Origin of the sequence: Pseudonocardia kongjuensis (assembly GCF_039526905.1) — a bacterium.
Classification (GTDB): Bacteria; Actinomycetota; Actinomycetes; order Mycobacteriales; family Pseudonocardiaceae; genus Pseudonocardia; species Pseudonocardia kongjuensis.
Map to the genome: position 1 here is coordinate 151382 of NZ_BAAAJK010000007.1, position 12623 is coordinate 164004.

At 73.5% G+C, this 12623-nt stretch carries 14 protein-coding genes, 1 pseudogene and 1 riboswitch; of the genes and pseudogenes, 4 read left to right on the forward strand and 11 right to left on the reverse strand.

Translation table 11 applies throughout. From position 1 onward, the window contains the following. Nucleotides 1–806: 806 nt before the first annotated feature. The gene (locus ABD160_RS10980) at nt 807–1136 is read right to left on the reverse strand and encodes a hypothetical protein (RefSeq protein ID WP_344021155.1); all 330 of its coding nucleotides are present in this window, start codon (nt 1134–1136) and stop codon (nt 807–809) included. A gap of 188 nt (nt 1137–1324) precedes the next feature. On the opposite strand from ABD160_RS10980, the pseudogene ABD160_RS10985 reads away from it, so the two are divergent. Then, nucleotides 1325–1924, forward strand: a pseudogene (locus ABD160_RS10985) (13E12 repeat family protein); the annotation flags it as partial. Further along, complete coding sequence (locus tag ABD160_RS10990) at nt 1913–2329, forward strand: HNH endonuclease signature motif containing protein (RefSeq protein ID WP_344021749.1); 417 nt, start codon at nt 1913–1915, stop codon at nt 2327–2329. The pseudogene ABD160_RS10985 and the gene ABD160_RS10990, both read left to right, overlap by 12 nt. Before the next feature lie 10 nt (nt 2330–2339). Here the strand turns inward: ABD160_RS10990 and ABD160_RS10995 are convergent, their stop codons facing one another. Then, nucleotides 2340–3200, reverse strand: coding sequence for an alpha/beta fold hydrolase (locus tag ABD160_RS10995; protein ID WP_344021157.1), 861 nt, complete (start codon nt 3198–3200; stop codon nt 2340–2342). 65 nt (nt 3201–3265) lie between these two features. On the opposite strand from ABD160_RS10995, the gene ABD160_RS11000 reads away from it, so the two are divergent. Beyond that, nucleotides 3266–3865, forward strand: coding sequence for a hypothetical protein (locus ABD160_RS11000; protein ID WP_344021159.1), 600 nt, complete (start codon nt 3266–3268; stop codon nt 3863–3865). A 52-nt stretch (nt 3866–3917) separates the two neighbouring features. On the opposite strand, the gene thiG is transcribed toward ABD160_RS11000, so the two are convergent. The 3 genes from thiG to thiO form a co-directional block, all read right to left on the reverse strand. After that, nucleotides 3918–4706, reverse strand: coding sequence for a thiazole synthase (thiG, locus tag ABD160_RS11005; protein WP_344021161.1), 789 nt, complete (start codon nt 4704–4706; stop codon nt 3918–3920). Nucleotides 4707–4708: 2 nt separating this feature from the next. After that, nucleotides 4709–4906: a sulfur carrier protein ThiS gene (gene thiS, locus ABD160_RS11010; protein WP_425563609.1), complete on the reverse strand. Its 198-nt coding sequence runs from the start codon at nt 4904–4906 to the stop codon at nt 4709–4711. An 11-nt stretch (nt 4907–4917) separates the two neighbouring features. Continuing rightward, entirely contained in the window at nt 4918–6078 is a 1161-nt protein-coding gene (gene thiO, locus ABD160_RS11015) for a glycine oxidase ThiO (RefSeq protein WP_344021165.1), read from the reverse strand. Continuing rightward, nucleotides 6077–6184, reverse strand: a riboswitch (TPP riboswitch). (Overlaps the previous gene by 2 nt.) 29 nt (nt 6185–6213) lie before the next feature. On the opposite strand from thiO, the gene thiE reads away from it, so the two are divergent. Further along, a complete protein-coding gene (gene thiE / locus ABD160_RS11020) occupies nt 6214–6933 on the forward strand; it encodes a thiamine phosphate synthase (RefSeq protein ID WP_344021167.1) in 720 nt (239 codons plus the stop codon). A gap of 32 nt (nt 6934–6965) precedes the next feature. Here the strand turns inward: thiE and ABD160_RS11025 are convergent, their stop codons facing one another. From ABD160_RS11025 to ectA, 6 genes are all read right to left on the reverse strand, one after another. Continuing rightward, nucleotides 6966–8042: a hypothetical protein gene (locus ABD160_RS11025; protein ID WP_344021169.1), complete on the reverse strand. Its 1077-nt coding sequence runs from the start codon at nt 8040–8042 to the stop codon at nt 6966–6968. A 361-nt stretch (nt 8043–8403) separates the two neighbouring features. After that, nucleotides 8404–9072: a DUF3159 domain-containing protein gene (locus ABD160_RS11030; RefSeq protein WP_344021171.1), complete on the reverse strand. Its 669-nt coding sequence runs from the start codon at nt 9070–9072 to the stop codon at nt 8404–8406. Nucleotides 9073–9229: 157 nt separating this feature from the next. Further along, entirely contained in the window at nt 9230–10156 is a 927-nt protein-coding gene (gene thpD, locus ABD160_RS11035; protein WP_344021173.1) for an ectoine hydroxylase, read from the reverse strand. A 133-nt stretch (nt 10157–10289) separates the two neighbouring features. Continuing rightward, a complete protein-coding gene (locus tag ABD160_RS11040; RefSeq protein ID WP_344021175.1) occupies nt 10290–10688 on the reverse strand; it encodes an ectoine synthase in 399 nt (132 codons plus the stop codon). A 7-nt stretch (nt 10689–10695) separates the two neighbouring features. Beyond that, a complete protein-coding gene (ectB, locus tag ABD160_RS11045; RefSeq protein ID WP_344021177.1) occupies nt 10696–11949 on the reverse strand; it encodes a diaminobutyrate--2-oxoglutarate transaminase in 1254 nt (417 codons plus the stop codon). Further along, complete coding sequence (gene ectA, locus ABD160_RS11050) at nt 11946–12548, reverse strand: diaminobutyrate acetyltransferase (protein ID WP_344021180.1); 603 nt, start codon at nt 12546–12548, stop codon at nt 11946–11948. Before ectA ends, ectB begins: the two co-directional genes overlap by 4 nt. Nucleotides 12549–12623 lie beyond the last annotated feature (75 nt).

The window sequence follows — 12623 nt, forward strand, 5'->3', positions numbered from 1 at the left end:
CGCAGCCGCCACAGACATCCCAGCGCGTTCCGCGGAACGCAGGACAACCCGCTCGCAGCCGCGTCGCCGCAGACATCCCCGCACGTTCCGCGGAACGCACGACACCCCGCTCGCAGCCGCCGCGTCGCCACAGACACCCCCGCACGTTCTGCGGAACGCGTGACGGCCCGGCGCGTTCCGCGAAACGGTCGCCGGTCCTCGCAGTCCTCCCGACATCCCGCAGAACGGGCTGCGGACCGCTCGTGCGTTCCGCGGAACGCACGCCGGCCGCCGCACCCCGCCATCGACTGTCATCCCGGCGGTGCACTGCGCGGAGCGGGCCACACCCGGCACTGCCGCACACCCCGTCACCCGGTCCGGCGCGTTCCGCGGAACGCATGCGGCGCCCCCGGGCGTCCACATTGCTGCCCGGCGGCCGACGGCCGCACACTGTCGGACCCCTGGTGCACACTCATGCGAACACACGTTCGATTCATATGGTCGACCCAGGGGGAACCGATGAGCACCGACCACGGCACCGGACCCGATCGGCAGCAGCTGCCGCCGCCCACACCGCTACCCGAGCTGGAGTCGGAACTCCTGGGGCTGGCAGGCCACATCGCAGCGGCGGAATGCCGGTTCCTGCAGCTCCTCGCCGAGTTCGACCGCCGCGACGGTTGGGCCGGCGTCGGCGTGCGCTCGTGCGCCCACTGGCTGACCTGGCGGGCGGGCATGAGCATGCGGACCGCCACCGAGCACCTGCGCATCGCCCGCGCCCTGGAGAACCTCCCCCGGATCAGGGCGGAGTTCGCGGCCGGGCGGATCTCCTACTCGAAGGTCCGGGCGATCACCCGCGTGACCGGCTCGGACACGGCGGCCCTCGCCCGCATGGCCGACCGGATCACCGGGCCGTCCGCGACCGGATCGGGCACCGCACGCCCCTCGGGCATCTCTCGCGCAAGCGACCGGACCGGCCCCAGCACCGTCGGCGACACCGCTCCGAGCGCCGCCGATCGCACCGCCGCGCCGGATCCCGGCCACACCGACGGCTTCGGCAGGGACGGCACTTTCCGCACCAACAGCACCAACAGCACCGACAGAACCGACAGAACCGCCGGCACCGCCGGCACCGACGAGGACACCGCCGGAGCCGGCATCGTCGACTCCGACGCCGCCCCGGACTACGACGACCCGGACTCCGACGCCCCGGACTCCGACGCCCCGGACCGCGACGACCAGCGTTGCGACGAACAGGGTTGCGACGACCAGGACTGCCCCGACCAGGACGACGACCGGGGGCTGCACCGACAGAGACTGCGACGACCAGGACTGCGCCACGGACGGGACCACGACCGGCGTCTCGGTCGCCGATCCCGAGGTCGCCGAGCAGATCCTGCTGGAACTCGCCCTCTCCGGAACCGCGAGCCACGTCGAGACGGTCGTCCGTGCGGTCCGCCGCCGAACCGCACCGCCCACCGTCACCGCCACCCGCCGTGGCCTGAGCTGGTACCACGACGCCGACGGGTCCCTCGTCCTGCGCGGCCGGTTCACCCCCGAGGACGGCGCGGAGCTCGTCGCGGCGATCTCGTCCCGGCTCACGGTGCCCGCCCCGGCCGGTCATGATCCCGAGCAGGCCCCGGGTCCGGTTGCCGACCCGAGTGCGGCCCAGCGGGCCGACGCGCTGCTGGACCTCGTCCGCCACCAGGAGGGCCGGGCCGGCGACGACGCACCGGCGGTCACCCGCGGCGAGGCCCGGGTCGTCGTGCACATCGACGCCGGAACCGGAACCGCCCGCCTCGCGAACGGGCCGGAGATCCCCGGCCCCACCGCGGAACGGCTCGCCTGTGACGCCCGCGGCCGCGTCCTGCTCGACGATCGTCGCCGGAACCGGCTCTACCTGGGGCGCTCCCGCCGGCTCGCCTCCCCGGCACAGATCGCCGCGCTCACCGCACGCGACTGCGCCGACGGCGGAGGCTGCCGGTTCCCCGGCTGCGACAGCACCCGGTACCTGCACGCCCACCACGTCCGGCACTGGCTGCGCGGCGGACGCACGGACATCGACAATCTGGTCCTGCTGTGCGGGTTCCACCACCGGCTGGTCCACGACCACGGCTACCTGATCCACTACGCCGACGGGCGCTGGCAGTTCCGACGGGCCGACGGGACACCGGTACCCGGCGCCGGTGCGCCCCTGAGCGGCGACGACGGAGCGCTGGTCGCCCGGAACACCGGCGCCGGCCTCGGGATCGACGGCGACAGCCTCACCCCCGAGTGGTACGGCGACCGGCTCGATCCCGGGCTGATCCTGGACGCCCTGCTCCCTCCCGTCGTCCCGGGAACGGCTGCCTGAGGGCGCGGGACTACGCCCCGTCCAGGAACTGCGCGATCCGGGGAACCTGGCCGAGCACCGCGTGTCCGGAGCCGGGCACCAGCTCGACGCGCGCGTCCGGGCAGAGCCGCAGCAGCCGGTCTCGGGTCCGCACCGGATCGAAGACGCGGTCCCGCTCGCCCAGCAGCGCGAGCACCGGCATGGTCAACCGGCGGAGGGCGTCGTCGTCGAACACCGGGAAGCGGGTGGTACGCGGACGGAAGTGCTCGAAGAGCAGGCAGATCTCGTCCAGCACCTCAGGGTGCTCGCGTCCGTCCAGCCCGGTGACGATCTCCGCGGAACGGCGCCGCCCGCCCGGCCCGAACGCGCTGAGCAGGAATGCCGGGGCGATCCTCCGGAACGTCTGGCCGCCGATCCCCGCGGGGCAGACGAGTGCCAGCCGGTCCACCCGCCCCGGGTGCCGGATCGCGAAGTCGGTGGCCGTCCATCCGCCGAGCGAGATGCCGGCCAGGTCGGTGGCGCCGATCCCGAGACCGTCCAGGATCCCGGCGAGCCAGTCGGCGGTCGCCGACGTCGTGAGATCGAGCCGGACCGGGTCGCTGAGCCCGGGCTCACCGAGCAGGTCCACCAGCACCACACGCCGGGTGGCCGCCAGCAGCCCGATGTCGTCCCGCCACACCGCGCTGTTCGCCCCGGAGCCGTGCAGCAGCACCACCGGCCGACCCGCCGGGTCGCCGCAGGTCAGCACCGCCGTCGCGCCGGCGCCGGTCTCGACGCGGTGCCGCTGCAGCGGCACCGGCCAGCCGGCGAGCTGCCGCTCGTAGCGTTCCCGGACCACGGTCGCGCCCGCCTCGCTGATGTAGATGCCCGTCGCCCGCCCGGTCCGTCCCACCGGCCGATGACAGCACGGCCGGCCCTGCCGGCACCATCGGATTGCCGTGCCGGTAGACAATGCCGATGCGCTGGTACGCGGAACGCCCCGCCCGTCTGGCCCGGCAGGTCGTCGCCGACCTGCTCGCCGTCCTGTGGTCGGTCATCGCGGTGCTCGCCGGGATCGCGGTGCACGACGGGCTGCGCACCCTCGAGGGCCCAGGCCGCTCGCTGGTCGCCGCGGGCGGCCGGATGTCGGAGGTCTTCACCGGGATGTCCGGGGCCGTCTCGTCGCTCCCGTTCGTCGGCGCGGACCTCGCCGTCGCGCTCGACCCGGCGACCCGCGCCGGGGCGGATCTCGCGGCCGCCGGGCACGAGTTCGGCCGGACCGTGGGAATGCTGGCGACCGGTGCGCTGGTCGTCGTGCCGCTGCTGATGCTGCTGCCGGTACTGCTGGGCTGGCTGCCGCTGCGGCTGAACTACGCCCGCCGGGCCGGGGCCGCGGTCGCCGCCCGGGCGGGCGCGCCGGACCTGCTCGCCGTGCGCGCGCTGGCCCGGGTCCCGGTGGCCCGGCTGACCCGGGTGGCCCCCGACCCGGCGGCCGCGTGGCGGGCCGGGGACCCGGACGTCGTCGCCGGGCTGGCTGCGCTGGAGCTCACCTCGCTGGGCCTGCGGCCCCGGACCTGAGCCGACCACGGCACGGCGGGATCTGCAGCAGCGGTCGGGGCAGCGGTGATCGTCAGGCAGGTCCCGGGTCCGGGTCCGGGTCCGGGGACGACGCGTGCGCCCAGTACCGGCGCGGGATCCGCCCGGCGTGCCGGGCGGCCCAGCCCGCCTCGACCCCGCGGCGCATCGCCGTGGCCATCCGCTCCGGATCGGCGGCCCGGGTGACCGCGGTCGCGAGCAGCACGGCGTCGCAGCCCAGCTCCATCGCCAGCGCGGCCTCGGACGCGGTGCCGATTCCGGCGTCGAGCACCACCGGCACGCCCGCCTCGGCGACGATCATCTCGATGTTGTGCGGGTTGCGGATCCCCAGGCCGGTGCCGATCGGTGAGCCGAGCGGCATCACGGCGGCACATCCGGCCTGTTCCAGCTTGCGGGCGAGCACCGGATCGTCGTTGGTGTAGGGCAGCACGACGAACCCGTCGTCGACGAGCTGCTCGGCGGCGTCCAGGAGCTCCACCGGATCCGGCAGCAGGGTCCGCTCGTCGGCGACGACCTCCAGCTTCACCAGGTCGGTCTCCAGCGCCTCCCGCGCGAGCCGTGCGGTCAGCACCGCCTCGGCGGCGGTACGGCAGCCCGCGGTGTTCGGCAGCACCCGGATCCCGAGCCGGCGCAGCAGGTCCAGCAGCCCGGTCCCGCCGGTGACGTCGACCCGGCGCAGCGCCACCGTCGTCAGCTCGGTCCCGGACGCGACCAGCGCCCGCTCCAGGATCTCCAGGTTCGCCGCACCCCCGGTCCCCATGATCAGCCGGGAGTCGAACTTCTCGTCGCCGATGATCAGCGGCGCGTCGGCCTGTTCGGTCATGGTCATCCTCCCTGCACCGCGGTCAGCACCTCGACCCGCGCACCGTCGGTGATCCGGTGCTCGTTCCAGGACGCCCGCGGCACCACCTCGCCGTCGACGGCCACCGCGATGCCCCGAGCGGGCAGCCCGGCGTCGGCGAGCACCCGGGCCAGCACCGGCTCGCCGTCGCCCTCGATCTCGTGGCTCTCACCGTTCAGCACGATCTGCAACGTCAGCTCCTCTCGGCCCCGACCGGGTCGAACCGGCGGGGGTCGGCCGCACGGGCGGTGTCCGGCACGTCCCGGCCGCGCAGCAGCGCGGCGACCGCGGCGGCGGTGACCGGGACGAGCAGCATGCCGTTGCGCCCGTGCCCGGTCGCCACGAACATCCCGTCCGGCCCGATCCGGCCGATCAGCGGCAGGTTGTCCCGGCTTCCCGGGCGCAACCCGGCCGCCGTCTCGGTCAGTTCGTACTCGGCGATCCCGGGCAGCACCCGTTCGGCGTCCCGGAGCAGGTCCCGCACCCCGCCGACGGTGACGGCGGTGTCGAACCCGTTCTCCACGGTCGTCGCACCGATCACCAGGTCCCCGTGCCCGGGTACCACGCGGGGGACGGCGTACACCGGGCGTCCGTCGACGAGTGCGCGCACCGTCCGCGACGGCGGCGGCAGCGCGCAGGCCCGCCGGGTCAGCCGCAGGATCTCGCCCTTCACCGGGCGGACCAGCCCGTCCAGCGCCGGGTGCAGTCCGGCCGAGTGCGCCCCGGCGGCGAGCAGCACGGCGTCGGCGTCGATCGCGGTGCCGTCGGCCAGCCGCACGCCGGCGACCCGGCCGCCGGTCTCCCGCACCTCGGTGACGGCGCGCTCGTCGACGGTGACGCCGAGCCGCGCGCAGGCGGTGCGCAGCGCGGCGAGCAGCCGCCGGTTGTCCACCGACGGGTCGCCGGGCACCGACAGCCCGCCGCGGACGTCCGGACCGAGCGCGGGTTCGAGCCGGCGCAGCTCGCGGCCGGTCATCCGCTGCACCGGCCGGTCCAGCGACTCCAGGTACCCGGCGAGCGAGTTCAGCTCGTCCCGGTCCCCGGAGCCGGTGGCGACGACGACGGTGCCCTCGGGATGCATCCCGGCGTCGGTCCCGGCGTCGTCGGACAGGGCGCGGGCGAACTCCGGCCAGCGTGCGACCGAGTCCAGCCCGAGCGCCAGCAGGTCCTCCTCGCCCGGCCACGCCTCGGTGACCGGCGCCAGCATCCCGCCGGCCACCCAGGACGCCCCGGTCGCCGGCGCCGGGTCGAACACGGTGACCTGCCAGCCGGCCCGGGCCGCCTCGCGGGCCGCGGACAGCCCGATGGCACCGGCACCGGCGACGGCCAGCCGGCCGCTCCGAAGGGCGGTCATGGAACTTCCACCTCACTCCCTGCGCCGGCATGACCCGGATCAGGTTCGACGGTCGGGACCGCGGCAGGTCCCCTCTCAGCCCGCTCGCCGGGCTCCCGTGGTTCGTCTCGTGCCACCGTCAGGCTACGCCGTACCGTGCGGGCCGTGTCCCACACCGATACCCGCGTCCGTCGCCTGGACAGGCTCGCGGACGCCCGCCTCTACCTGTGCACCGACGCCCGCTCCGAGCAGGGCGACCTGGCCGACTTCGCCGACGCCGTGCTCGCCGGCGGGGTCGACATCGTCCAGCTGCGGGACAAGGGCGGCCCGGACGGGCCGCTGGAGGCGCGGGCCGAGCTGGCCGCCCTGGAGATCCTGGGTGACGCCTGCCGCAGGCACGGTGCGCTGCTCGCGGTGAACGACCGGGCGGACGTCGCGCTGGCCGCCGGGGCGGACGTGCTGCACCTGGGCCAGGACGACCTCCCGGTGCGCTGGGCGCGCCAGGTGGTCGGCGACGACGTGATCGTCGGCCGGTCCGCGCACAGCGCCGACGAGACGGCCACCGCGGCCGTCGAGGACGGCGTCGACTACTTCTGTGCGGGCCCGTGCTGGCCGACGCCGACCAAGCCGGGCCGTCCCGCCCCGGGCCTGGACCTGGTGCGCACGGTCGCGGACCGGGCACCGGAGCGGCCGTGGTTCGCGATCGGCGGGATCGACGAGCAGCGGCTCGACGAGGTGCTCGACGCCGGGGCCACCCGGATCGTGGTCGTCCGGGCGATCACCGGCGCCGAGGACCCGAGGGCCGCCGCCGAGCGGCTGCGCGCCCGCCTGCCCCATCGGACGCAGGCAGCAGGCGCGCCCGCGCCGCACCACTGAGCCGGGGCCGGCGGCGCACCGCACCGCTGGGCTCAGCCGGTACCGCCGGTGGTGCCGCCGTCCTGCCCGGACTGCTGCCGGCCGGACTCGGGCTGCTCGGTCGGCAGCACCCGGTTCAGCCGGTCCTGCAGCGAGTCGCCCTGTCCCGAGCCGGATCCGCTCTCCTGGCCGGGCTCGGAGGTGGCGGTGCTCTCCGCCGACTCCGAGGTGGACGTGCTGGTGCCGGTCTCCCCGGTCGAGGTCTCGGACTCGCTCGACCCGGTGTCGCCGGAGCCCGCGCCCTCGTCCTGCTCGGTGGTGTCCGTGGCCGGCGGGCCACCGACGGCGCGGCTGATCGAGGTGCCGCCGTCGCCGCCGCTGAGCGGCGAGCCCTTGATGAACTCGATGCCGGTGATCAGGAACATCGAGACGGCGAAGGTGACGACGCCGATCACCGCGGACACGATCACCGACTTGCGGGTGAGACGCACCCGCCGGAACCGGCCGGGCGCCTGCTCCGCCGGGGCACGGCGGGTCCGGCCCGGTGCCGCCGCGGCGCCGAGCAGCACGGTCTCCTCGCCGGTCGGGCCGGCGGCCCCGCGGACGACCGGCTCGCGCACCGGCAGCACCGCGCCCTTCTTCGCCAGCTCGACCGCCTTGGCCGCCTTGTCCTTGCTGACCTCGATCGAGCGGGTGAACAGGGTGGTGGCGAGCGTCGAGATGATCGAGCCGAGTGCGGCGCCGACCACCGTGCCGACGGCACCGAGGAACGACCCGAGGATCGCCGTGACGACCGCGGCACCGGCACCCGCGGCGATCTTGGTCGGGCTCAGGTCGGCCTTCAGCGACGTCTCACCGCCGGCCTTCTCGGTGCCGCCGTCCGCGCCGCCGGAACCGCCGCCGGGTCCGCCGCCACCGGGACCGCCCGGGCCACCGGGGCCGGTCGGTCCACCAGGGCCACCGGGACCGGCCGGGCCACCGCCGGCGGGGCCGCCGCCGACCGGGCCGTGCGGGCCGCCGGGACCGGCCGCACCCGGGCTGCCGGGGTACGCCCTGGTCTGCGGGTGGCCGCCCGGGGGCGTGCCCTGCGGGACGCCGGGGCCGGGCACCACCCGGGTGGGTCGCTGCACGGCCCGCGGGGACCGCGCCGTCGGGACGCCGGGGGGCGCACCCTGCGGCGGCCGGGACGGGGCGGAACGGCGCTGGACCGGGACGCGCGGCGCGTCCGGTGCGACGGGACGGCCGGAGGGGAACGGGTGAGCGGGGCGGCGTCCACCGGGGACACCACGCGGGTCGTCACCGGGGCCGGGCTCGGGGGGGCGCTGCTGAGGCATGGCTCCTTGCAAGGGTCGTGGTCCGGCGGCTCCGCACAGGTGAACGTCCCGGGGCGCGCGAACGCACCCGATGATCACCTGAAGTGGCAACCCTCACACGGGTGAGTGAAAGTCACGTTGTGATCACGATTCTACCGTGACCGGTCGTTGCGTCGCGTCACCGGGGGTGACGGATCCCCGGGTGATCGTCCGGCAGCGCCGTACGCAGCAACGGCCACGACGCGAGCACGCTCAGACCCACCAGCACCGGGCTCAGGACGGTGCGCGCCAGCCCCAGCAGCACCACCTGGTCCGCGGCCCACAGCGGGAGGAACACGGCGAGCCGCACGACGTACTGCGACACCCACGCCCAGGACGCCCGCTGGTACCCGCGCAGCAGATCGGGATCGCGGCGCCAGCGGGTCCGCTGGCCCAGCAGGCCGCCGACGATGACGCCGAGCAGCGGCCAGCGCACGACGATCGAGATCGCCCACGCCAGCGCACTGCCGGCGTTCGACACGATCTGGACCAGGAAGAAGTCCGACGCCCGGCCGGTGATCAGCGCGATCGCCGCCGCGGCCACCACCCCGGCCAGCCCGAACAGCACCGCGCGCGGCTTGCGCCCGCTGCGGATCCGCCAGACCGCCACCGCGGCACCGGCCACGACCGCCGCCCCGGCGCCCCAGTTGATCGGGTAGACCGATCCGGCCCATCCGGCGGCCAGCCAGGTCGCGACGAACGCGACCACCGGGACCGAGGCGTCGACGGCCCCGGCCCGGCCGCCGAGCAACTCGGCCAGGCCGGGGTCCTGTCGGGGCGCTGCGTGGGGGGTCGGATCGGGGGCCACACGGTAAGGGTGCCCTATCCCGGGCCCGCGCGTCGACGGATCGGCTGTGGCACATCGCGGGAACCGCCGTGACAGATCGCGGGAGCCCCGGCGGGCGGAGGGCCCGCCCCGGAGCGTCCGGGACGGGCCCTGCCGTCAACTGATGATCTTGTGGTGGTTAGCGCACCGGGGTGGCGTCACGCGCGCCGATGTACTCGGGGCGCGGCTTCGGCGCGTAGAACGGCTCCACGCACGCGTTCTCGACGCTGTTGAACACCAGGAAGATGTTCGACCGCGAGTACGGGGTGATGTTGTCGCCGGAGCCGTGCATGCAGTTCGAGTCGAACCAGGTCGCGGAGCCGGCCCTGCCGGTCATCATCGCGATCCCGTGCCGGTTCGCCATCGCCGTGATCGAGTCCGGGTCCGGGGTGCCGATCTGCTGCTCCTTCAGCGACGTCCGGTAGTAGTCCTCGGGCGTCTCGCCGACGCAGGACACGAACGTCCGGTGCGAGCCGGGCATGATCATGAGGCAGCCGTTGTACGGGTGGTTGTCGGTCAGCGAGATCGAGCAGCTGACCGCCCGCGGCGTCGGCATGCCGTCCTCGGCGTGCCAGGTCTCGAAGTCGGAGTGCCAGTAGAAGCCGCCACCGCCGAAGCCGGGCTTGTAGTTGATCCGGCTCTGGTGCACGTAGACGTCGGACCCGAGGATCTGGCGGGCCCGCGACAGCACCCGCTCGTCGCGCACCAGGCGGGCGATCGCGGCCGAGATCCGGTGCACCTCGAAGATGGAGCGCACCTCGTCGGACGACTTCTCGATCACGCACCGCTCGTCGGAACGGACGGCCGGATCGTTCGCGAGACGGTCGAGCTCGGCCTGGTAGAAGGCGACCTCGTCGCCGGTGAGCAGGTCCGGGACCTGCACGAAGCCGTCGCGGGAGTGCGCCGCGAGCTCCTGCGCGCCGAACATCCCGGCGCTCCCGGGCTCACCCCACACCGTGGGCTCCACCCGCTCGATGAACGCGGGCTCCGGGGAGACCCGGGTGTAGTAGCGGTCACCCGCACCCTGCAGGCGGGTGAGATCGTCGCTGCCGGCCAGGGCAGTCATGGACATTCCTCCTTGCGGTGTCTCTCTTCTTCCCTTCGACGGGGGTCGGTCGGACCTGACGGACCGAAAGGGGCGTTCCCGCTGTCATACAGCGGAAACGCCCCGGTTTCGGACCTGCGTGTGCGGAGGAGGCTCAGCTCTCCTCGGTGATGAGCGGGTACACGCCGTTCTCGTCGTGCACCTCGCGGCCGGTCACCGGCGGGTTGAAGACGCAGACGCACTTGATCTGGGTCTTCGGGCGCAACTGGTGCCGCTCGTTGCCGTTCAGCACGTAGATGGAGCCCGGCTTGAGCTGGTACGTGACGTCGTTGTCCTTGTCGTAGATCTCGCCCTCACCCTCGGTGATGAAGACGGCCTCGATGTGGTTGGCGTACCAGAAGTCGTTGATCGTTCCGGCCTGCAGGGTGGTCTCGTGGACCGAGAAGCCGATCTTGTCGTCGGCGAGCACGATGCGCTTGCTGCGCCACTGCCCGTTCTCGGACTCGACGTCCCGCTCGGTTCCGGTGATCTCGTCGATGGTGCGGACGATCATGTGGGTATCAGCTCCCGATGACGCTACGGACGGACTCGCCGATGATCGCAAGACCCTCGTCGATCTCGTCATCGGTGGTGGTGAGCGGAGGCAGGAGCTTGAGCACCTCGTCGTTCGGACCGGCCGTCTCCAGCAGCATCCGGTGCTCGAAGGCCTTGCCCGCGATCTTCTCCGCGAGCCCCTCCTCCTCGAACTGGATGCCGCGGGCGAGGCCACGCCCCTTGGCGAACATCTCGGTGCCCTGGTTGTCGGCGATGATCTTGTGGAAGCCCTCTTCGATCTTCTCGCCCTTGCGGAGGGTGTCCTTCTCCAGGGTGTCGTCGGACCACCAGTGCCGCAGCGTGTGCGTCGCCGTGACGAACGCCGGGTTGTTGCCGCGGAAGGTGCCGTTGTGCTCGCCGGGGCCCCACTGGTCGTACTCCGGCTTGATCAGCACCAGGGCCATCGGCAGGCCGTAGCCGGAGATGGACTTCGAGATCGTGACGATGTCCGGCTTGATCCCGGCGATCTCGAACGAGAAGAACGGCCCGGTGCGGCCGCAGCCCATCTGGACGTCGTCGACGACCAGCAGCAGGCCCTTGCGCCGGCACAGGTCCTCGAGGCCCTGCAGCCACTCGATCCGCGCCGGGTTGAGGCCGCCCTCGCCCTGCACCGTCTCGACGATCACCGCGGCCGGCTCGTTGAGGCTGGACCCGGTGTCGTCGAGGACCTTCTCGAACCACAGGAAGTCGGGCATCTTGCCGTCGAAGTAGTTGTCGAACGGCATCGGCGTGGAGTGCACCAGCGGGATGCCGGCGCCGCCGCGCTTCATCGAGTTGCCGGTCACCGACAGCGCGCCCAGGGTCATCCCGTGGAACGCGTTGGTGAAGTTGATCAGCGCTTCCTTGCCGGTGATCTTGCGGGCCAGCTTCAGCGCGGACTCGACGGCGTTGGCGCCCGTCGGGCCGGGGAACTGGACCTTGTACTCCAGGCCGCGCGGAGCCAGGATCTTCTCCTGGAACGTGTTCAGGAACTCGCCCTTGGCCGTGGTGTACATGTCCAGGCCGTGGGTGATTCCGTCGCGGCCGAGGTACTCCAGCAGCGGCTTCTTGAGCACCTCGGGGTTGTGCCCGTAGTTCAGTGCCCCGGCGCCACCGAAGAAGTCGAGGTAGGAGTTGCCGTCGACGTCGGTCAGCCGGCTGCCCTTGGCCGTGTCGAAGACGACCGGCCAGTTTCGGCAGTAGCTCCGGACCTGGGACTCGAGATCTTCGAAAACGGTCATGTGTTGTCAACCTTCTCTGCTGCGATCGGGCCGATGCGGTACAGGTGCTCCGGCTCGTGCTCGTCACCGAGCAGGTCCGGACCGAACAGGTCCTCCCGCTCGATCGTCGTGTCGTGTCGTCGGGCGAACGAGGTGAACAGGCGGATGGACGACTCGTTGTCCGGGGTGATGGTCGTCTCCATCCGGTCGGTGCCCGCCTCTCGCGCGGTCCGGTCCCACACCGCGTCCAGCATCCGGCCGGCGAGGCCGGCGCCGCGGGCGACCGGGTCCACGCACACCTGCCAGATGAACAGCGTGCGCGGCTGCCCGGGGCGCAGGTAGCCGGTCACGTAGCCGACCGGCCTGCCGTCGTCCCGGCGGGCGATCACGGACGCGCCGGCGAAGTCACGGCACCAGAGGACGTAGGCGTAGCGGGAGTTCGCGTCCAGCGTCTGCGACTCCACCGCGAGCCGCCACATGAGCGCCCCGTCGGCCGGCTCCGGCGACACGATCTCGTACGAAGGGTCACCGTCGGCGTCGGCGTCGGACCGTTCCGGGGAGCTCGTGGCTCCGGAGGTCGACGCGGACGCCCGAGGTTCGGCCTGCTCGGGTGCGATCATGTCGGACGAGATTAACGGCCCGGACGGGCCGTCGCAGCCGCTGACGGCCCGGACCACCGGCTCGGGCCATCGAAA

What these genes read in the sequence shown, in the direction of transcription:
- ABD160_RS10980 (WP_344021155.1), bottom strand. Translation starts at nt 1,136, where the DNA reads ATGCCGGCTCCGGCGGTGTCCTCGTCGGTGCCGGCGGTGCCGGCGGTT.
- ABD160_RS11000 (WP_344021159.1), top strand. Translation starts at nt 3,266, where the DNA reads ATGCGCTGGTACGCGGAACGCCCCGCCCGTCTGGCCCGGCAGGTCGTC.
- thiG (WP_344021161.1), bottom strand. Translation starts at nt 4,706, where the DNA reads ATGACCGAACAGGCCGACGCGCCGCTGATCATCGGCGACGAGAAGTTC.
- thiO (WP_344021165.1), bottom strand. Translation starts at nt 6,078, where the DNA reads ATGACCGCCCTTCGGAGCGGCCGGCTGGCCGTCGCCGGTGCCGGTGCC.
- thpD (WP_344021173.1), bottom strand. Translation starts at nt 10,156, where the DNA reads ATGACTGCCCTGGCCGGCAGCGACGATCTCACCCGCCTGCAGGGTGCG.
- ABD160_RS11040 (WP_344021175.1), bottom strand. Translation starts at nt 10,688, where the DNA reads ATGATCGTCCGCACCATCGACGAGATCACCGGAACCGAGCGGGACGTC.
- ectB (WP_344021177.1), bottom strand. Translation starts at nt 11,949, where the DNA reads ATGACCGTTTTCGAAGATCTCGAGTCCCAGGTCCGGAGCTACTGCCGA.
- ectA (WP_344021180.1), bottom strand. Translation starts at nt 12,548, where the DNA reads ATGATCGCACCCGAGCAGGCCGAACCTCGGGCGTCCGCGTCGACCTCC.